Here is an 18,281-nt window from a genome sequence, read left to right as displayed (position 1 = left end):
GTGAGGGGCAACCGATGGCTCGAGTCAGCTTCGAGAAGAAGCGGGCGCTGCAGCCCGTGGCGCACCCGGCGGCGGTGTCCGTCCAGGTGTTCGGCACGGGAGACGCGGCGGTGGACGGGGCCCCGGTCATGGCCGCGCCGGGCGAGGAGATCCAGCAGGCCGTCCTGAACCACCTCCAGCGCCTGGCCATCAGCGTCGGCGCCCCCATACGCGCCACGGTCCGCGACGACCGCGCGGGCTGCGTGGTCCCCCTGGAGGTCGCCACGGACGGGTCGAGCCGGATGACGGGGGAGCCGGTCCGGGTACCGGCGCCACAGGCTTCGGGCACGGGCACACCGACGACGACCGCCACCACCGTACGTGCGGAGGCCGCCGCCACCGCCGTACCGCAATCGGCAGCCACCGCCATACCGCCCGAGGTCATTTTCGGCGTGTCGCGGGAAGCCGTCGCCTCCGCCGTCGCCCACACCCCGGCCCGCGGTTTCGACGCCGTCGCCGAGGAGGTGCTCGGGGACGGGCCCCTGACCGAGACCGCAGAGGGGGCCGAGCTGCTCACCGAGCCGATGACCCGCATCAACGAGGCCGTACGGGCGGGCCGTCTCGACGCGGCGGCGGAACTGGCCGACCGTGCGCTCGCCGAGGCCGCCGCCGCGCTCGGCGTCCACCACGCCGAGGTGCTGCACCTGCGGGAACTGTCGGCCTACATCGCCTACCTGGCGGGCGACCCGGTCCGCGCCTTCCAACTGTCCCTGGACCTCGCCCGGCTGCGTCGCCGGGCACGGGACGGGGAGGCCGCCTACGACAACGTGCAGAGCGCGGCGACCGCGTGGCGCGCGGTGCGCGATCCCGAGGAGGGCCTGCGGCTGGGCCGCGACCTGATCGACCTGTGGACGGAACTCGCCGCCGAGCCGGGCCCCGCCGCCGACGATCCGCGCCCCCTGGAGTCCGCCCGCGCCCGCATGGTCCGCCTGTCCGACCGCGCGGCCCGCGCCGCCCGGCCGTGACCCGGCGACCGCGCCCCCGACCGGCCCGCTGCCCCCACCCCTAGTGGACGCAGAACTCGTTCCCCTCCGGATCCGCCAGCACCGCCCACCGGCCGGAGGGCTCCACCACCTCCCGCAGCACCCGCGCGCCCAGCGCCTCCAGCCGTGACACCTCCGCGGCGCGCCGGTCCGGGCCGGGGTGCAGGTCGAGGTGGAGCCGGTTCTTGCCGGTCTTCGGCTCCGGCACGCGCTGGAACAGCAGTCGCCGGCCGAGCCCGGTGCCGGTCTGCGGGTCGCAGGGGTCGTCGGGGTGCCGTACGGCGATCAGGTCCCGGAAGGCGAGCCGTCCGTGGTACTCGACGGTGGCCTCGCCGGACAACGCGCCCAGGGACAGCAGCCGTTCGACGAGGTCGCTGTTGTCCTCGGCCGTGTAGTGCAGCGCGGCGGCCCAGAAGTCGGCCTGGGTGTGCGGGTCGGCCGCGTCGATGACGAGCTTCCAGTGCAGCGGGGCGGGCGCCTGTGTGGTCATGGCTCCCACTTATAACCGGACCCGCAGACGGAAGGACCCGTTCCGCGCCGCTCGGTTCCGCGCCGCTCGGTTCCGTGCCGCTCCGATCCGCGCCGCTCCGATCCGCGCCGCTCCGCGCCGGTCAGGCGTCGGCGGGTGTGGACGCCGGGGGTGACGCGGGAGCCGGGGCGCCGGCCGGTCCGGGGGCCCGGGCGCCGGCCGGTGCCGGCACGGCGAACCGTGCCGTCCGCCGCGCGGTGCGCAGCGCATCGCCCGTGAGCAGGATCAGTGCCAGCCAGACCAGCGCGAATCCCGCCCACCGCTCGGCCGGCATGGCCTCGTGGAAGTAGACGACGCCGAGCAGGAACTGGAAGACGGGGGCGAGGTACTGCAACAGGCCCAGTGTCGACAGGGGCACCCGGATCGCCGCCGCGCCGAAGCAGACCAGGGGGAGTGCGGTGACGACGCCGGTCGAGGCGAGCAGGGCGGCGTGGCCGGTCCCCCCGGTCACGAAGGTGCACTCGCCCCGCGCGGCCAGCCACAGCAGATAGCCGAGCGCCGGCACGAACTGGATCGCGGTCTCGGCGGCCAGCGACTCGACGCCGCCGAGGCCGACCTTCTTCTTCACCAGCCCGTAGGTGGCGAAGGAGAAGGCGAGGCAGAGGGAGATCCACGGCGGGTGGCCGTAGCCGACGGTCAGGACGACGACGGCGGCCAGGCCGACCGCGACCGCCGCCCACTGCGCGGGCCGCAGCCGCTCCTTGAGGACGAGCACGCCTATCGCGATCGTGACCAGCGGGTTGATGAAGTAGCCGAGCGAGGCCTCGACGACGTGGCCGGAGTTCACCGCCCAGATGTAGACGCCCCAGTTCACGGTGATGACGGCGGCCGCCACGGTGATGAGGCCGAGCTGCCGGGGCCGGAGCAGCAGTTCGCCCGCCCATGCCCAGCGGCGGACGAAGACCAGCGCGACGGCCACGAACGCGAGGGACCACACCATGCGGTGGGCCAGGATCTCCGCGGCCCCGGCCGGCTTGAGCAGGGGCCAGAACAGGGGGACCAGCCCCCACATCCCGTAGGCGGCGAAGCCGTTCAGCAGGCCTGTGCGGTGCTCACCCTCGGACGTCCCGGCCACGTCCCCTCCTTCCGCCCGCGCACCCGGCGCACGCGCGCGAGAACGAAGGTAACGCCGGTCACCCCCGGATGTCATGCCCGTATCGCCATACGGTCATGACAGTCGGGGATGCCGGGGTCAGCCCTGGAGGGCGGCGGCGACGGCTGCGGCGAGCGGGGTGGCCGGCCGGCCGATGAGCCGGGACAGGTCCCCGGAGGGGACGACCAGCTCGCCCTTCTCGATCGAGGCATCCACCCCGGCCACGATCCCGGCCACCGGCGCGGGCAGCCCGGCGCCGGTCAGGATGCCGGTGAGGGCCTCGACGGTCACGGGGGTGTAGGCGATCTCCCGGCCGGTCCGGCGGCTCAGCTCGGCCGCGTACTCGGCGAAGCTCCACGCCTCGTCGCCGCCCAGCTCGTACGTCGTGTTCTCGTGCCCCTCGCCGGTCAGCACCGCGACCGCGGCGGCGGCGTAGTCGGCGCGGGCGGCCGAGGAGACGCGGCCGTCACCGGCGGCGGCCACGACCGCCCCGTGCTCCAGGACCGGGGTCAGGTTCTCGGTGTAGTTCTCGTGGTACCAGCCGTTGCGCAGCAGGCTGTAGGGCAGACCGGAGGCGAGCAGCACCTCCTCCGTGGCCCGGTGGTCGTCGGCGAGCGCGGCCGTCAGGGTGCCCGGGGCGCTCGTGTACGCCAGCAGTGCCACCCCGGCGGCCTTCGCGGCGTCGATGACCACGCTGTGCTGGCGCACCCGTCCCTTGTCGAACTCGTTGCCGGAGATCAGCAGGACCTTGTCGCCGGCGCCGAACAGGCCGTCGAAAGTCTCGGGGGCGTTGTAGTCGGCGACGGCCAGGCGCACGCCCCGGGCCGCGAGGCCGGCGCCCTTCGCCCTGTCGCGCACGACGGCGGTGATCTGTTCCGCCGGAACCTTCTCCAGTAGCTGGTCCACGACGTGGCGGCCGAGCTGTCCGGTGGCTCCGGTGACGACGATGCTCATGGTGCGGCACTCCTAGGGGTTCTCGGGGGAAAGGCGCTCTGACACTCACCGTAAGAGTGGCGCTAACAAATAGAAAGTACCCACTTTGAAGTAAGGTACTGGCATGGCAGTAAGTAAACGGACCGTGGCCGCCGAGGCGCTCTGCCCCTACCGGCTCGTCCTGGAACACGTCACCAGCCGCTGGGGCGTCCTCGTCCTCGTCGCACTGCTGGAGCGGTCGTACCGCTTCGGTGAGCTGCGCCGGACGGTCAGCCGGATCGGCGGCCGGGACGTCAGCGAGAAGATGCTCACCCAGACCCTCCAGACCCTGGAACGCGACGGCCTGGTGCACCGCGACGCCAGGCCGGTCATCCCGCCCCGCGTCGACTACTCGCTCACCGGCCTCGGCCGTGAGGCGGCGGAACAGGTGCGCGCCCTCGCCGGGTGGACACGGCACCGCATGGACGAGGTGGAGCAGGCCCGCCGGGCCTACGACGAGCGCCGCCGCGCGAACGAAGAGGCCCGGGGCACCCCGCCCCGGGCCTCGTGAAGCGGCGGACGGGTCAGCCGACGACCGTCCAGGTGTCCCCGCCGGCCAGCAGCGCGCCCAGGTCGCCCTTGCCGTGCTGTTCGACGGCCGTGTCGAGCTGGTCGGCCATCTGGGTGTCGTAGACCGGCCGTTCGACGGAGCGGAACACGCCGATCGGAGTGTGGTGCAGGGTGTCCGGGTCGGCCAGCCGGGACAGGGCGAAGGCGGTGGTGGGCGACGCCGCGTGGGCGTCGTGCACCAGGATGTCCGCCTCGTTCTCCTCGGTCACCGTCACCACCCTCAGATCACCGGTCCGCGCATCCCGTACGACGCCTCGCGCGCCGTCGGCCCCGAAGCGGATCGGCTGCCCGTGCTCCAGCCGGATCAGCGCCTCCTCGGCCTGCTGCTTGTCCTTCAGGGCGTCGAAGGCGCCGTCGTTGAAGATGTTGCAGTTCTGGTAGATCTCGATCAGGGCCGTACCCGGGTGGGCGGCGGCCTGCCGGAGCACCTCCGTGAGGTGCTTGCGGTCGGAGTCGATCGTGCGTGCCACGAACGACGCCTCCGCGCCGATGGCGAGGGAGACGGGGTTGAAGGGGGCGTCGAGCGAGCCCATCGGCGTCGACTTGGTGACCTTGCCGACCTCGGACGTCGGCGAGTACTGCCCCTTGGTCAGGCCGTAGATCCGGTTGTTGAACAGCAGGATCTTCAGGTTGACGTTGCGGCGCAGCGCGTGGATCAGGTGGTTGCCGCCGATGGACAGCGCGTCGCCGTCGCCGGTGACGACCCACACGCTCAGGTCACGGCGGGAGGTGGCCAGGCCGGTCGCGATGGCCGGGGCGCGGCCGTGGATGGAGTGCATCCCGTAGGTGTTCAGGTAGTACGGGAAGCGGGAGGAACAGCCGATGCCGGAGACGAAGACGATGTTCTCGCGCGCCAGGCCCAGCTCCGGCATGAAGCCCTGCACGGCCGCGAGGATCGCGTAGTCACCGCAGCCCGGGCACCAGCGCACCTCCTGGTCCGACTTGAAGTCCTTCATCGACTGCTTGGCCTCGGCCCGCGGGACCAGGTGCAGCAGCCCGTTGGCGGCGTCAGTCATCGATGGCCTCCTTCAGTGCCGCGGCGAGCTGTTCCGCCTTGAACGGCATGCCGTTGACCTGGTTGTAGGAGTGGGCGTCGACCAGGTATCTGGCCCGGACGAGGGTGGCGAGCTGCCCGAGGTTCATCTCGGGGATCACGACCTTGTCGTAGCTCCTCAGGACCGCGCCGAGGTTGCGGGGGAAGGGGTTGAGGTGGCGCAGATGGGCCTGCGCGATCGGCTCGCCGGCCGTCCGCAGCCGCCGTACCGCCGCCGTGATCGGCCCGTAGGTGGATCCCCAGCCGAGGACCAGGGTCCGGGCGCCGTGCGGGTCGTCGACCTCCACGTCGGGGACGTCGATGCCGTCGATCTTGGCCTGCCGGGTGCGGACCATGAAGTCGTGGTTGGCCGGGTCGTAGGAGATGTTGCCCGTGCCGTCCTGCTTCTCGATGCCGCCGATCCGGTGCTCCAGGCCCTCAGTCCCCGGCACCGCCCAGGGCCGGGCCAGGGTCCGCGGGTCCCGCTTGTAGGGCCAGAAGACCTCCGTGCCGTCCTCCAGCGTGTGGTTCGGGCCGGAGGCGAACCGCACCCGCAGGTCGGGCAGCTCGTCGAGCTCGGGGATGCGCCACGGCTCGGAACCGTTGGCCAGGTAGCCGTCCGACAGCAGCATCACCGGTGTGCGGTACGTCAGCGCGATCCGGGCCGCCTCCACGGCGGCGTCGAAACAGTCGGCCGGGGTCCTCGGCGCGACCACCGGCACCGGCGCCTCGCCGTTGCGGCCGTACATCGCCTGCAGCAGGTCGGCCTGCTCGGTCTTGGTCGGCAGACCGGTGGACGGGCCGCCGCGCTGGATGTCGACGACCAGCAGCGGCAGTTCCAGCGACACCGCGAGACCGATCGTCTCCGACTTCAGTGCCACACCAGGCCCGGACGTCGTCGTCACCGCCAGCGAACCGCCGAACGCCGCGCCCAGCGCCGCACCGATCCCCGCGATCTCGTCCTCGGCCTGGAAGGTGCGCACGCCGAAGTTCTTGTGCTTGCTCAGCTCGTGCAGGATGTCCGAGGCCGGCGTGATCGGGTACGACCCCAGGAACAGGGGCAGATCCGCCTGCCGCGACGCGGTGATCAGGCCGTAGGCCAGGGCGAGGTTCCCGGAGATGTTCCGGTAGGTGCCGACCGGGAACGCCCGGGCGGCCGGGGCGACCTCGTAGGAGACCGCGAAGTCCTCCGTCGTCTCGCCGAAGTTCCACCCCGCCCGGAACGCGGCGATGTTGGCCGCGGCGATGTCCGGCTTCTTCGCGAACTTGCTCCGCAGGAACGTCTCGGTGCCCTCGGTGGGCCGGTGGTACATCCAGCTCAGCAGGCCCAGCGCGAACATGTTCTTGCTGCGCTCCGCCTCCTTGCGGGAGAGGTCGAACTCCTTCAGCGCCTCGACCGTGAGCGTGGTCAGCGGCACCGGGTGAAGGCTGTAGCCGTCGAGCGAGCCGTCCTCCAGCGGAGAGCCGGCGTAGCCGACCTTCTGGAGGGCCCGCTTGGTGAACTCGTCGGTGTTGACGATGATCTCGGCTCCGCGCGGGAGGTCGCCGATGTTGGCCTTCAGAGCGGCCGGGTTCATCGCGACCAGGACGTTCGGCGCGTCTCCGGGGGTGAGGATGTCGTGGTCGGCGAAGTGGAGCTGGAAGGACGAGACACCCGGCAGGGTGCCGGCGGGGGCACGGATCTCGGCGGGGAAGTTCGGCAGGGTGGAGAGGTCGTTGCCGAAGGTGGCGGTCTCCGAGGTGAACCGGTCACCGGTGAGCTGCATGCCGTCACCCGAGTCCCCCGCGAACCGGATGATGACCCGGTCGAGGCGCCGCACGTCCTTCGCGCCGGCCGGTTTGCGCTGCTCTCCCACGACCGATTCGTCGTCGGCCTGCTCCGCTGGGCTGCTGACCTGGCTGGTCACTGAACTGGACCTCCTTCGAGGCGGCTGTCCGGGGCACGGTCGTCCCACGGACCATCCCGGATCAACCCTACGTCGGTTAGGGTCGCCTTCCCGAGGTCTTCCGTGGATCGGACGACATTCGAGACGGCTCGTCGCGCTGAGTCACATCATGTCCCGCGTCGCCGGACCGCCGGCCACGGCACTCCCCGCCCGTTCGCGGTTCTCGTGTGGACCTTTCACCCGGCCGCGCGTCCTTGGGCACTGCTCCGGGCCACCGGCCCTCCCTCCGGGTGCCCCGCCCCCAACGGAAGCGGGGCGGACTGACGGCGCGCTGACACGGTGCTGACGCCGGGCGGCACGGTGCTGCCGGCGGGCCGGCCGGTCAGGAGTTCAGGTAGGTGAGAACGGCCAGAACCCGACGGTGGTCCCCGACGCTCGGGGCCAGGCCGAGCTTCAGGAAGATGTTGCTGACGTGCTTCTCCACGGCCCCGTCGCTGACCACCAGTTGCCGGGCGATCGCCGAGTTCGTCCGCCCCTCCGCCATCAGCCCGAGCACCTCGCGCTCCCGCGGGGTCAGCCCCACCAGCACGTCCTGCTTGCGGCTGCGGCCGAGCAGTTGCGTCACGACCTCCGGGTCCAGCGCCGTACCGCCCTGGGCGACCCGCACCACCGCGTCCACGAACTCCCGTACGTCCGCGACCCGGTCCTTCAGCAGATAGCCCACGCCACGGCTGGATCCGGCCAGCAGCTCGGTGGCGTAACGCTCCTCCACGTACTGCGACAGCACCAGCACCCCGAGCCCCGGGTGCAGCCGGCGCAGCAGCACGGCCGCCCTGACCCCCTCGTCGGTGTGCGTCGGCGGCATCCGTACGTCGGCCACGACCACGTCGGGCAGTTGTCCCTGCTCGTCCAGGGCGGAGATGGTCTTCACCAGCGCGTCCGCGTCCCCGACACCGGCCACGACCTCGTGCCCGCGGTCGGTCAGCAACCGGGTCAGGCCCTCTCTGAGCAGCACTGAGTCCTCGGCGATGACCACCCGCACTCTGTCCTCCACGATCCTTCGGCCCCCCACAGCCCACTCCGGCGACCACGCCGGCCGCGGTGATGGGCGGTGACGTGCGTCCGTGACGTCCTACGGAGGTCCAGCATTCCAGCATTCCCGCCGGACCGCCGCCGTCCCGGGCGAATACGGGGTCCGGCGTCCGCCCTCAGGGCCGCCAGGGCAGTTCCGCGATCACCCGGGTGGGACCGCCGGCCGGGGAGTCGATCACCAGTACGCCGTCCACCGCGTCCAGGCGTGCGGCCAGCCCGGCGAGTCCGGAACCGCCGGCGAGACCGGCACCGCCCACCCCGTCGTCGGTCACCTGCACCATCAGCCGGTCGTCCGCGCGCCACACGTCGACGGAGGCGGTCCGGGCCCGGCTGTGCTTGCTGATGTTCTGGAGCAGCTCGGAGACGGTGAAGTAGGCGATGCCCTCGATGGCCTGCGCCGGCCGGGCCGGCAGCTCGACGTCCACCGTCACCGGCACCGTGCAGCGGGAGGCGACCGAGGACAACGCCGCGTCCAGGCCGCGGTCGGTGAGGACGGCCGGGTGGATGCCCCGGGCGAGGTCGCGCAGCTCCTGAAGGGCCGTCTTCACCTCGCCGTGCGCCTCCTCCACCATCCGCGCCGCCGCCTGCGGGTCCTCCCGCAGCTTCTCCTTCGCCAGCCCCAGGTCCATCGCCAGGCCCACCAGCCGGGCCTGGGCGCCGTCGTGCAGGTCCCGCTCGATGCGCCGCAGGTCGGCGGCGGCCGTGTCGACCACCGTGCCGCGGTCCGACTCCAGCTCCACCACCCGTGCCGACAGCGGCGACGGCCCGAGCAGCCCACGCACGAGCAGCCCGTCCACCGTCGTCAGAGCCCGGACGAGCCACGGCGTCACCAGCGTGAACACCAGCCCGACCAGCGCGGTCACCGTGATCTCGAACGGGTTGTCGAGATAGATGCGGTGATGCTCGTCGCCGTACAACTGCAGGCCGCCCTGGCCGGCGTACGCCGGGAACGCCCAGAACCACAACGGGTAGGTCAGCAGGGCCCAGCCGAGCGTCCAGAAGGTGACCGCCACCGAGAAGGTGAACACCGCCCACGGCAACTGCACCAGCGCGTACAGCGCGTTCCGCCAGGAGGTGCCGCTCTTGAGGACCGCCCCCATCCAGGCCGCCGCGCCCGGCTTGCGCAGCCGCAGCGGCTCCGGGCCGGCCACGTCCAGGCCGAGCAGCGCGCGCGCCCGGGCCCGCTCCAGCACGGCGAAGCCCCGGCAGCCCGCGAGCGCCGCCGCCAGCACCGGGATGCCGAGGAAGGTGACCAGCAGGCCCGCGCCGACCACCACCATCGTCACCGTCCAGGTGAACAGCACCAGGGACACCGGCAGACCCAGCAGGACGTAGCCCAGTTCACGCCAGGTGCGCCCCTCGACCGGCGCCCGCAGTGCGGCGGGCATCCGGTGACCGCCCCCGGCGCGGCGCCCCCGCCCGTACTCCTGTCCGTACTCCCGCCCGTACTCCGTGGCCATCGAATGCCGTCCCGTTCTCCTCGTCCGAGCGGCGCTTCAGCCGCACCACCAGGGTCGCCCGCCGCGTGCCCCCGGGCCATGGCGTCCGTCGGCGTCTTGACCGGGGGGTTTCCCCCACCCTTCCGGCGCGGCCGGGGGGTGCGGCGCGGGACGGCCTGCCCGCACGCGTGGACGCGCGGGGCGGCCGTCACAAGTCCGGACGCCCCGCGCGTGTGGTGCCACGATGCGGCCGGCTACTCCTGCCGGTCGCGCCAGGGCAGCTCCGCGGTGACCACCGTCGGGCCGCCGTCGGGCGAGTCGACGACGAACAGGCCGTCCACCGCGCCCAGCCGGTCCGCCAGGCCCCGCATGCCGCTGCCGGCGTCCAGCCGGGCGCCGCCCCTGCCGTCGTCGCGTACCTGGACGAGCAGCCGGTCGTCCGCGCGCCACACGTCGACGGAGGCGGTCCGGGCCCGGCTGTGCTTGCTGATGTTCTGGAGCAGCTCGGAGACGGTGAAGTAGGCGATGCCCTCGATGGCCGGCGCCGGCCGGGCCGGCAGGTCCACGGTCACCGTCACCGGCACCGTGCAGCGGGAGGCGACCGAGGACAGGGCCGCGTCCAGGCCGCGGTCGGTGAGCACGGCCGGGTGGATGCCCCGGGCCAGGTCACGCAGCTCCTGAAGGGCCAGCTTCACCTCGCCGTGCGCCTCCGCCACCATCGAGGCGGCCGTGTCCGGGTCCTCCAGCAGCTTCTCCTTGGCCAGGCCGAGGCCCATGGCCAGATTGACCAGCCGCGCCTGGGCGCCGTCGTGCAGGTCCCGCTCGATCCGGCGCAGGTCCGCCGCCGCCGTGTCGACCACGATCCCGCGGTCGGACTCCAGTTCGGCGATCCGGCGCTCCAGCTCGTCCGACGGCGACAGCAGTCCGCGCACCATCGCCCGGTCGGCGTTGGCGAGGAACCGCGCCAGATACGGCAGCACCGGCCACAGCACGAACAGCGAGGTCAACACGGTGCAGAAGGTGACCACGCCCCAGGGCAGCCGGATCGCGTCGTACAGCAGCGTCCGCCAGCCCACCGGGTCCTTCAGCGCCAGCCACAGCCGCTGCACCGGCCCCCCGCCCCGGGAGAGCGGCAGCGGCGTCGGCTCCTCCACCCGCACCCCGAGCAGCTTCCGGGCCCGGGCCCGCTCCAGTTTCCCGAGCTGCCGGGCACCCAGCAGGCAGAGCGCGAGCAAGGGGAGGCCGATCACGGTGAGGCTGAGAATGCCGCCGGCCACCAGCACCGTGAACGCGTACGCGAACCCGAACACCGCCACCGGCAGGTTCAGCAGGAGATACGCGATCTCCTTCCGGGTGTGCGCGTCGTAGGCCGGCCGGGGCGGAGGCAGCAGGTCGAGGCCGTCGTGCCGGTCACGTACGCCGGTGCCGTCGTGTCCGTCACGTCCGTCGGTGCTGTCGGTCCGGCCGGCGGCGGGGCTGGGAGCGGTCATGGTGGCCAGCCTGCCGTGCGCGGCGCCGCTCACGCCATGCGGTACGCCGCCCTCCGCCACCGGGGGAGAACCCCACCCCCGCCGGCTCCAGCCGTCCCACGGCGTGACTGGCTGCTTACCGGTTCTTTATCAGGGCCTAGACTCCCGTGCGTACAGATCCTCGAATCACGTTGCATCACAGAGTTCGCCAAGGTCACGAGGCAGGGAGCGAGGGACGGACGTGCGGGAGACGTTGGGGGACTCGACGGCCGCCGCGGCGAACGTCGTCGCGGCCGGTTATTTCCGGTCCTACTCGGTGGTCGGACTGCTCGCCCTCGTCGGCGTGCTGTTCGTCGCGGTCGCCTTCGGCGCAGGCCGCCTGCTGCGCCCGGTCGTGCCGACACCGGAGAAACTCCTGACCTACGAGTGCGGCGTCGACCCCGTCGGCGAGGGCTGGGCCCACACCCAGGTCCGCTACTACGTCTACGCCTTCCTCTACGTGATCTTCGCGGTCGACTCGGTCTTCCTGTTCCCCTGGGCGACGGTCTTCGCCGCCCCCGGCTACGGCGCGACAACCCTCGTGGAGATGTTCGTCTTCCTCGGCTTCCTCGCCGTGGGCCTGCTGTACGCATACAAGAAGGGCGTCCTGACATGGACGTGAACCCGACTGTCCCGGAGCCCGTGCCGCTGCCGGAGCCGAAGCGGCTCGGCACGCTCGCCCGGCTCGCCCCCGAGCCGATGAAGGTCGTCCTGAACTGGGGCCGTCGCTACTCGCTCTGGGTCTTCAACTTCGGCCTCGCCTGCTGCGCGATCGAGTTCATCGCCGCGTCGATGGCCCGCCACGACTTCATCCGCCTCGGCGTCATCCCCTTCGCGCCGGGCCCCCGCCAGGCCGACCTCATGGTCGTCTCCGGCACGGTCACGGACAAGATGGCCCCCGCCGTCAAGCGCCTGTACGAGCAGATGCCCGAGCCGAAGTACGTCATCTCCTTCGGCGCCTGCTCCAACTGCGGCGGCCCCTACTGGGACTCCTACTCCGTCACCAAGGGCGTCGACCAGATCATCCCGGTGGACGTCTACGTCCCCGGCTGCCCGCCGCGCCCCGAGGCGCTGCTCCAGGGCATCCTCAAGCTGCAGGAGAAGATCGCCCGCGAGTCGCTGGGGGAGCGGTACGGCACAGGGCCCGTCCGGCCGTCGGCCGCCGCCCTCCAGAGCGACCTGGTCCGGCCCCCGGCGGCCCCGGCCACCGAGGGGGACGCCCCATGAGCACGGCCGGCTGGCTGCCCGCCCCCGCCGGGGAACTCTTCGGCACGGACGCCACGGCCGAGGAGTCGTACGACCTCCTGACCGTGGACGTACCGCCGTCCTCCTGGCTCACCGCCCTGGAGACGGCCCGTACGACCCTGTCGTGCACCTACTTCGACTGGCTCAGCGCGGTCGACGAACCGGGCACGGGCTTCCGCGTCGCCGCGCACGTCGTCGCCCTGAACCCGGTCCGCCGTCTCCTCGTCCGCACGACGGTCCCGCACGACGCCCCGGCCCTTCCCTCCGCGATCGGCGTCTACGCGGGCGCCGCCTGGCACGAGCGCGAGACCCACGAGATGTTCGGGGTCGTCTTCGAGGGCCACCCGGGCCTCGACCACCTGCTGCTCCCCGAGAACTTCGAGGGCCACCCGCTCCGCAAGGACTTCGTCCTCGCCGCCCGCGTCGCCAAGGCCTGGCCCGGCGCGAAGGAACCCGGCGAGTCCGACCACGGCGGGCCCAAGCGGCGCCAGATGCTGCCCCCGGGCGTGCCCGACCCGAACGAGTGGGGCCCTCTCAAGGGCCAGCTCCCCCCTGCCCCGGCCCGCCCGGCCCGCCCGGCCCGCCCGGCCCGAGCGGCGGGACGCGCGGCGACGGAGCGCCCGGCCCGCGCCACGGGCGAACGCCCGCCCCGGCGCACCCGCTCGGCCTCGGAGGGATCGGCAAGCCAGGTCCCGGCGGTCGGTCAGGTCACGGGGACCGACGAGGCGGCGCAGGCCGGGGACGCGGCGACGCGCAAGGAGGCCGCGGCCCAGGGTGACGCCACCCGGGCGGCGGCCAAGAGCGCGGCGGAAGGGCCGGCCGCCGAGGCCTCGGTGGCCTACGAGCCCGGCCCGGCGACACCGTCCGCACGGCCGCGCCGCACACGCAGCGCCTCGCAGGGCTCGGCCACGCAGCGTGCCCAGCCCCAGTCTCCGGAGCCGACGGGCACGGAGCCGGCGCCGACGGAATCGGCCCGCACCGAGCCGACACCGACCGGACCGGACGCCGCCGGCCGGAGCGCGGCCCCGCGCAGCTCGGACGCGCCCTGGCACCACGCCCGCCCGGCGTTCGACGACCCCGAACAGGCCGCTGAGCCCGACCGGACACCCGACCCGCAGCCGCAGGCGGAACCAGAGCCGCAGCCACCTGCGAAGGAGCCCGAGCAGCCCCAGCAGTCTGAGGACCCCAAGGAACCCAAGGGCCCCAAGGACCTGAGCGCCCCGGGCGCCCCGGGCGCCCCCCGCGACCCGGACCCGCACACCCCCGACCACCCCGCAGGAGGCCCGCAGTGAACGGCGCGTCGGACGTCGCGCTGCGACTTCTGGTCGTCTTCGTCGTCTTCCTCACCTTCCCGCTGATCGTCGGCCAGACCGAACACAAGGTGATGGCCCACATGCAGGGCCGCCTCGGCCCGATGTACGCGGGCGGCTTCCACGGCTGGGCCCAGCTGATCGCCGACGGCGTGAAGTTCGCGCAGAAGGAGGACGTGGTCCCGGCGGGCGCCGACCGCCGCGTCTTCCAGCTCGCCCCCGCCGTGGCCCTGCTGCCGTACCTCCTCGTCCTGCTCGCCATCCCGATCGGCCCGAGCGAGGGCGCCGTCGGCCAGGTCCTGGACGCGGGCGTCTTCTTCGTGCTCGCGGTGATGGGCATCGGCGTGCTCGGTTCGCTGATGGCCGGCTGGGCCAGCGCGAACAAGTTCTCCCTGCTCGGTGGCCTGCGCACGGCCGCCCAGCTACTCGCCTACGAACTGCCGATGCTGCTGGCGGCGGCCTCGGTCGCGATGGCGGCCGGCACGGTCTCCCTGCCGGGCATCCTGCACTCGTTCCACTGGTGGTGGGTGCCCTGGCAGATCGTGGGCGCGGTCGTCTTCTTCGTCGCCGGACTCGCCGAACTGCAACGCCCGCCGTTCGACATGCCCGTCGCCGACTCGGAGATCATCTTCGGCGCGTACACCGAGTACACCGGTCTGCGCTTCGCCCTGTTCCTGCTCGCCGAGTACGCCGGCATCGTCGTACTGTGCGGTCTGACCACCGTGCTCTTCCTGGGCGGCTGGCACGGCCCCTGGGGCGCCGGCGGCCTCGGCTGGGTCTGGACCCTGCTGAAGGCGGCGGTCCTGGCCTTCCTGGTCATCTGGCTCCGCGTCACCTACCCGCGGCTGCGTGAGGACCAGCTCCAGAAGCTCTCCTGGACCCTCCTCGTCCCCCTCTCCCTCGCCCAGATCGCCCTCACCGGCATCGTCAAGGTGGTGATCAGCTAACCATGGCCCCCATTCCCGGCTCCGGCCTCGCCAAGGGCCTGGCCGTCACCCTGCGCACGATGACCAGGAAGACGGTCACCGAGCAGTACCCGGACGCCCTGCCCGAGCTGCCGCCCCGCACCCGCGGGGTGATCGGGCTGTTCGAGGAGAACTGCACGGTCTGCATGCTGTGCGCCCGCGAGTGTCCGGACTGGTGCATCTACATCGACTCCCACAAGGAGACGGTCCCGCCGGCCGCTCCCGGGGGCCGCGAGCGCAGCCGCAACGTCCTCGACCGGTTCGCGATCGACTTCGCCCTGTGCATGTACTGCGGTATCTGCATCGAGGTGTGTCCTTTCGACGCGCTGTTCTGGTCCCCGGAGTTCGAGTACGCCGAGACCGACATCCGCGACCTCACCCACGAGCGCGACAAGCTCCGCGAGTGGATGTGGACCGTCCCGGCCCCGCCCGCCCTGGACCCCGGCGCGGAGGAGCCCAAGGAGATCGCCGCGGCCCGCAGGACCGCCGAGAAACTGGCCGCCGAGCAGGCCGCACCGGAGCAGCCGCAGGGAGGCGGGTCGTGAGCCTCACCGCAGTCAAGACCCTCGCGGCGGCCGGACACGGCACGCACCTCGCCGCGGCCGGGCACGGCTTCCTGTCCCCGGCCGGTGTCGAGATCGCCTTCCTGCTCGTCGGCCTGGTCACCCTGGGCGCCGCGTTCGTCACCGTCACCACCCGCCAGTTGGTGCACGCCGCCTTGTGGCTGGTGGTCGCGCTCGGCGGCCTCGCCATGGAGTACCTGCTGCTCACGGCCGAGTTCATCGCCTGGGTGCAGGTCCTGATCTACGTCGGTTCCGTCGTCGTCCTCCTCCTGTTCGGCCTGATGCTCACCAGGGCCCCCATCGGCCGCTCCCCGGACGCCGACTCCGGCAACCGCTGGGCCGCCCTGGCCGTCGCGGTCGCCGCCGCCGTCGCCCTGGTGTGGGTCGTCGTGGACGCCTTCCGCACGACCTGGATCGACCTGGACGGCCCGGCCGCCGGAACCACCCGGGTCACCGGCTCCAGCCTGTTCCGGCACTGGGTGCTGCCCTTCGAGGCCCTGTCCGTGCTGCTCCTCGCGGCCCTGGTCGGCGCGATCGTCCTCTCCCGCAGGACGGACACGGACGAGACCGCCCCACCCGCGGCCCCCGGGGACAGGACGGCGACACCCGCCGCCCCCGCGGACGAGAACGCGACACCTGCCGCTCCCGGGAAGGAAGGCGCCCGCTGATGCACCTCGCCTACCCCGCCGTGCTCTCCGCCCTCCTCTTCTGCACCGGCCTCTACGGCGTCCTCGCCCGCCGCAACGCCATCCTGGTCCTGATGTCGGTCGAGCTGATGCTCAACGCCGTCAACCTCAACCTGGTCGCCTTCGACGTCTGGCTCAGCCGGACCGCGCGGGACACCCTGCACTCCGGCCAGGCGCTGGCCCTGTTCACCATCGCCGTGGCCGCCGCCGAGATCGGCATCGGCCTGGCGATCGTGCTGGCCGTGTACCGCAACCGCGGCACCTCCGACATCGACAAGCTCCGCGACACCGCCGAGGGCCCCGGGACGGAAGGCCCCGGCACCGGGGGCCCCGGCAGCCCGGCGGGCGAGAAGGCTGAGGCCACCGCGTGACCACGACCACCCTCGCCGTCCTCGTCCCCCTCCTGCCGTTCCTCGGTGCCGCGGCCGGCCTGCTGCTCGGCCGGACCGCCCCCGGCTTCGTCCGCCCGCTAGCGGTGCTGCCGACGCTGGCCTCACTCGTGCTGGCCGTGCTGGTGGCCGTGCGCCAGGGCGGCGGAACGGCCGTCGACGCCCACACCGAACTGACGCCCACCGGCTCCGTCCCCATCGAGCTGGCCCTGCACATCGACGGCTTCGCGGCGCTCGTCGCCGTCCTGGTCGCGTTCGTCGCGGCCTGCGTGCAGACGTACTCGACGGGCTACCTGCGCGACGACCCGCGCTACCCCTCGTACGCCGCTCTGGTCTCCCTCTTCACCTCCGCGATGCTCCTGGTCGTGTACTCCGGCGACCTGATCGTGCTGCTTGTCGGCTGGGAGGTCATGGGCATCTGCTCCTACTTCCTGGTGGGCCACTACTGGGAGACCCCCGAGGCCCGCGCCGCCTCCCTGAAGGCCTTCCTGGTCACCAAGCTCGGTGACGTGCCGTTCCTCATCGGCCTGTTCGCGCTGGCCACCGACGCCGGATCGTTCCGCATCACCCGCGTCCTCGCCACCGTCGCGAGCGGGGGCCTCGACCACCCGACCGTGATCGCACTGCTGCTGCTCGCCGGCGTGGCGGGCAAGTCGGCGCAGTTCCCGCTGCACACCTGGCTGCCGGACGCGATGGCGGGTCCGACACCCGTCTCGGCGCTGATCCACGCCGCGACGATGGTCGCCGCCGGTGTCTACTTCGTCGCGCGTCTCCTCCCGGTCTTCGAGGCCTCGCAGGCCGCGATGGTGGTCCTCGCCGTCATGGCCGCCGTCACGATGACCGGCTCCGGTCTCGCCGCGCTCGCCCAGGACGACATCAAGCGCGTCCTCGCCTACTCGACGATCGGCCAGCTCGGCTACATGACCGGCGCCCTCGCCGTCGGCGACCGCGGCGCCGCCGTCTTCCACCTCCTCGCGCACGGCGCCTTCAAGGCGCTGCTGTTCCTCGCGGCCGGCGTGGTCATCCACGCCGCCGGCACCAACTCGCTCGCCGCGATGTCCCGCATGCACGGACTGCGCGACCGCGTCCCGGACGCCTACTGGACGATGACCGTGGCGCTGCTCGCGCTCGCCGCGATCCCGCCCTTCAGCGGCTTCTTCTCCAAGGAGTCCGTCCTCGGTGCCGCCGAGCACGTGACGTCGGGCCGCACCGGTCACGCCCCGGTCGCCGCCGGCTGGATCGTCCTCGTCGCCGGCCTGCTCGCCGCCCTGCTGACCGCGGCCTACGCCACCCGGCTGTGGCTGCTGGCCTTCCGCGGCCGGGGCGCCGAGGCCCCCGACCACGGCCGCCAGCCCCTGACGATGACCGTGGTGCTGTGGGTCCTCGCGATCCCCTCCCTCGCCTTCGGCGGGCTCGCCTACCGGGCGCTGCCCGACTGGTTCGACGGCCGCGACCTGACCCCGACCCTCCTCACCTCCGTCCTCGGCACCGGTCTCGCAGTGGTCGGCGGACTGCTCACCTACGGCGCCTGGCAGCGCACCGCCGCGCTCGCCGCCCGCATCCCGATGGGCGCCGTCGCCGCCCATCCCGCCGGCGACGCCGGGCTGGTCGAGGCCGAGGCCATCGCCACCCACGAACCGGCCTACGGCGACATCGCCCAGGCCTTCGACCCGGCCGACCCCGGGCGGCTGCTGCTCGGCCCGCTGCACCGGCACGCGGCCGACGGCTTCCACCTGGACGCCGTGTACACGGCGCTGTTCGTCCGCCCGGTGCAGGCCGGGGCGCGCCTCGTCCGCTTCCTCGACCGCGAGGTCCTCGACACCTACGTACGCGGCGCCGCCGCCCTGCCCCGGCTGCTCGGGTCCGCCGTACGGCGGACCCAGACGGGCAATGTGCAGACCTACGTGAGCGCGCTGCTCGCCGGCACCGTCGTCCTGGCGGTCGCCGTCCTCCTCGTCGCCTCGGGAGCGTGAGCAGGC

General features: G+C 72.8%; 18 protein-coding genes. 10 read left to right on the top strand and 8 right to left on the bottom strand.

The window, feature by feature from the left end; all coding sequences use genetic code 11:
* Nucleotides 1–14 precede the first annotated feature (14 nt).
* Entirely contained in the window at nucleotides 15–1,004 is a 990-nt protein-coding gene (locus tag D9753_RS14720; RefSeq protein WP_240468152.1) for a hypothetical protein, read from the top strand.
* 40 nt (nucleotides 1,005–1,044) lie between these two features.
* On the opposite strand, the gene D9753_RS14715 is transcribed toward D9753_RS14720, so the two are convergent.
* From D9753_RS14715 to D9753_RS14705, 3 genes are all read right to left on the bottom strand, one after another.
* On the bottom strand, nucleotides 1,045–1,512 hold the full coding sequence (locus D9753_RS14715) for a VOC family protein (protein ID WP_121787424.1): 468 nt from the start codon (nucleotides 1,510–1,512) through the stop codon (nucleotides 1,045–1,047).
* A gap of 121 nt (nucleotides 1,513–1,633) precedes the next feature.
* Nucleotides 1,634–2,626: an EamA family transporter RarD gene (rarD, locus tag D9753_RS14710; RefSeq protein ID WP_121787423.1), complete on the bottom strand. Its 993-nt coding sequence runs from the start codon at nucleotides 2,624–2,626 to the stop codon at nucleotides 1,634–1,636.
* A gap of 117 nt (nucleotides 2,627–2,743) precedes the next feature.
* Nucleotides 2,744–3,598, bottom strand: a complete 855-nt coding sequence (locus D9753_RS14705; protein ID WP_121787422.1) for an SDR family oxidoreductase — start codon at nucleotides 3,596–3,598, stop codon at nucleotides 2,744–2,746.
* Nucleotides 3,599–3,701: 103 nt separating this feature from the next.
* On the opposite strand from D9753_RS14705, the gene D9753_RS14700 reads away from it, so the two are divergent.
* A complete protein-coding gene (locus D9753_RS14700; RefSeq protein ID WP_121787421.1) occupies nucleotides 3,702–4,127 on the top strand; it encodes a winged helix-turn-helix transcriptional regulator in 426 nt (141 codons plus the stop codon).
* Between the two features lie 13 nt (nucleotides 4,128–4,140).
* Here the strand turns inward: D9753_RS14700 and D9753_RS14695 are convergent, their stop codons facing one another.
* The 5 genes from D9753_RS14695 to D9753_RS14675 form a co-directional block, all read right to left on the bottom strand.
* Nucleotides 4,141–5,202, bottom strand: a complete 1,062-nt coding sequence (locus D9753_RS14695; protein WP_121787420.1) for a 2-oxoacid:ferredoxin oxidoreductase subunit beta — start codon at nucleotides 5,200–5,202, stop codon at nucleotides 4,141–4,143.
* A complete protein-coding gene (locus D9753_RS14690; protein ID WP_121787419.1) occupies nucleotides 5,195–7,126 on the bottom strand; it encodes a 2-oxoacid:acceptor oxidoreductase subunit alpha in 1,932 nt (643 codons plus the stop codon). The genes D9753_RS14695 and D9753_RS14690 overlap by 8 nt, the downstream gene beginning before the upstream one ends.
* A gap of 361 nt (nucleotides 7,127–7,487) precedes the next feature.
* Nucleotides 7,488–8,159 carry a response regulator transcription factor gene (locus tag D9753_RS14685; RefSeq protein WP_121787418.1) on the bottom strand — a complete coding sequence of 224 codons (672 nt, stop codon included), beginning with the start codon at nucleotides 8,157–8,159 and terminating at the stop codon, nucleotides 7,488–7,490.
* Nucleotides 8,160–8,313: 154 nt separating this feature from the next.
* Nucleotides 8,314–9,657 (bottom strand): sensor histidine kinase, encoded by a 1,344-nt coding sequence (locus D9753_RS14680; RefSeq protein WP_121787417.1) that lies wholly within the window; start codon nucleotides 9,655–9,657, stop codon nucleotides 8,314–8,316.
* A gap of 233 nt (nucleotides 9,658–9,890) precedes the next feature.
* Entirely contained in the window at nucleotides 9,891–11,126 is a 1,236-nt protein-coding gene (locus D9753_RS14675; RefSeq protein WP_205614148.1) for a sensor histidine kinase, read from the bottom strand.
* A gap of 220 nt (nucleotides 11,127–11,346) precedes the next feature.
* Between D9753_RS14675 and D9753_RS14670 the strand changes: the two genes are divergently transcribed.
* Genes D9753_RS14670 through D9753_RS14635 form a run of 8 tightly spaced genes read left to right on the top strand, consistent with a single transcriptional unit; the run spans nucleotide 11,347 to nucleotide 18,275 of the window.
* Nucleotides 11,347–11,766 carry an NADH-quinone oxidoreductase subunit A gene (locus D9753_RS14670; RefSeq protein ID WP_121787416.1) on the top strand — a complete coding sequence of 140 codons (420 nt, stop codon included), beginning with the start codon at nucleotides 11,347–11,349 and terminating at the stop codon, nucleotides 11,764–11,766.
* Nucleotides 11,757–12,371, top strand: a complete 615-nt coding sequence (locus D9753_RS14665) for an NADH-quinone oxidoreductase subunit B (RefSeq protein WP_121787415.1) — start codon at nucleotides 11,757–11,759, stop codon at nucleotides 12,369–12,371. Before D9753_RS14670 ends, D9753_RS14665 begins: the two co-directional genes overlap by 10 nt.
* Entirely contained in the window at nucleotides 12,368–13,681 is a 1,314-nt protein-coding gene (locus D9753_RS14660; protein WP_121787414.1) for an NADH-quinone oxidoreductase subunit C, read from the top strand. Before D9753_RS14665 ends, D9753_RS14660 begins: the two co-directional genes overlap by 4 nt.
* Nucleotides 13,678–14,646, top strand: coding sequence for a complex I subunit 1/NuoH family protein (locus tag D9753_RS14655; RefSeq protein WP_121787413.1), 969 nt, complete (start codon nucleotides 13,678–13,680; stop codon nucleotides 14,644–14,646). Before D9753_RS14660 ends, D9753_RS14655 begins: the two co-directional genes overlap by 4 nt.
* A gap of 2 nt (nucleotides 14,647–14,648) precedes the next feature.
* Nucleotides 14,649–15,209 (top strand): NuoI/complex I 23 kDa subunit family protein, encoded by a 561-nt coding sequence (locus D9753_RS14650; protein WP_121787412.1) that lies wholly within the window; start codon nucleotides 14,649–14,651, stop codon nucleotides 15,207–15,209.
* Entirely contained in the window at nucleotides 15,206–15,895 is a 690-nt protein-coding gene (locus tag D9753_RS14645) for an NADH-quinone oxidoreductase subunit J family protein (RefSeq protein ID WP_240468151.1), read from the top strand. Before D9753_RS14650 ends, D9753_RS14645 begins: the two co-directional genes overlap by 4 nt.
* On the top strand, nucleotides 15,895–16,284 hold the full coding sequence (nuoK, locus tag D9753_RS14640) for an NADH-quinone oxidoreductase subunit NuoK (protein ID WP_121787411.1): 390 nt from the start codon (nucleotides 15,895–15,897) through the stop codon (nucleotides 16,282–16,284). Before D9753_RS14645 ends, nuoK begins: the two co-directional genes overlap by 1 nt.
* The gene (locus tag D9753_RS14635) at nucleotides 16,281–18,275 is read left to right on the top strand and encodes an NADH-quinone oxidoreductase subunit 5 family protein (protein ID WP_121787410.1); all 1,995 of its coding nucleotides are present in this window, start codon (nucleotides 16,281–16,283) and stop codon (nucleotides 18,273–18,275) included. Before nuoK ends, D9753_RS14635 begins: the two co-directional genes overlap by 4 nt.
* The last annotated feature ends 6 nt before the right edge of the window (nucleotides 18,276–18,281 follow it).

The sequence above is a fragment of the Streptomyces dangxiongensis genome (assembly GCF_003675325.1).
Classification (GTDB): Bacteria; Actinomycetota; Actinomycetes; order Streptomycetales; family Streptomycetaceae; genus Streptomyces; species Streptomyces dangxiongensis.
The sequence above is the reverse complement of the archived record's forward strand: the minus strand, read 5'-3'. Positions and strand labels throughout refer to the sequence as shown.

Coding starts and splice junctions, on each gene's coding strand:
- D9753_RS14700 (WP_121787421.1), top strand. CDS start 3,702: ATGGCAGTAAGTAAACGGACCGTGGCCGCCGAGGCGCTCTGCCCCTAC.
- D9753_RS14705 (WP_121787422.1), bottom strand. CDS start 3,598: ATGAGCATCGTCGTCACCGGAGCCACCGGACAGCTCGGCCGCCACGTC.
- D9753_RS14665 (WP_121787415.1), top strand. CDS start 11,757: ATGGACGTGAACCCGACTGTCCCGGAGCCCGTGCCGCTGCCGGAGCCG.
- D9753_RS14675 (WP_205614148.1), bottom strand. CDS start 11,126: ATGACCGCTCCCAGCCCCGCCGCCGGCCGGACCGACAGCACCGACGGA.
- D9753_RS14660 (WP_121787414.1), top strand. CDS start 12,368: ATGAGCACGGCCGGCTGGCTGCCCGCCCCCGCCGGGGAACTCTTCGGC.
- nuoK (WP_121787411.1), top strand. CDS start 15,895: ATGCACCTCGCCTACCCCGCCGTGCTCTCCGCCCTCCTCTTCTGCACC.
- D9753_RS14715 (WP_121787424.1), bottom strand. CDS start 1,512: ATGACCACACAGGCGCCCGCCCCGCTGCACTGGAAGCTCGTCATCGAC.
- D9753_RS14720 (WP_240468152.1), top strand. CDS start 15: ATGGCTCGAGTCAGCTTCGAGAAGAAGCGGGCGCTGCAGCCCGTGGCG.
- D9753_RS14695 (WP_121787420.1), bottom strand. CDS start 5,202: ATGACTGACGCCGCCAACGGGCTGCTGCACCTGGTCCCGCGGGCCGAG.
- D9753_RS14650 (WP_121787412.1), top strand. CDS start 14,649: ATGGCCCCCATTCCCGGCTCCGGCCTCGCCAAGGGCCTGGCCGTCACC.
- D9753_RS14680 (WP_121787417.1), bottom strand. CDS start 9,657: ATGGCCACGGAGTACGGGCGGGAGTACGGACAGGAGTACGGGCGGGGG.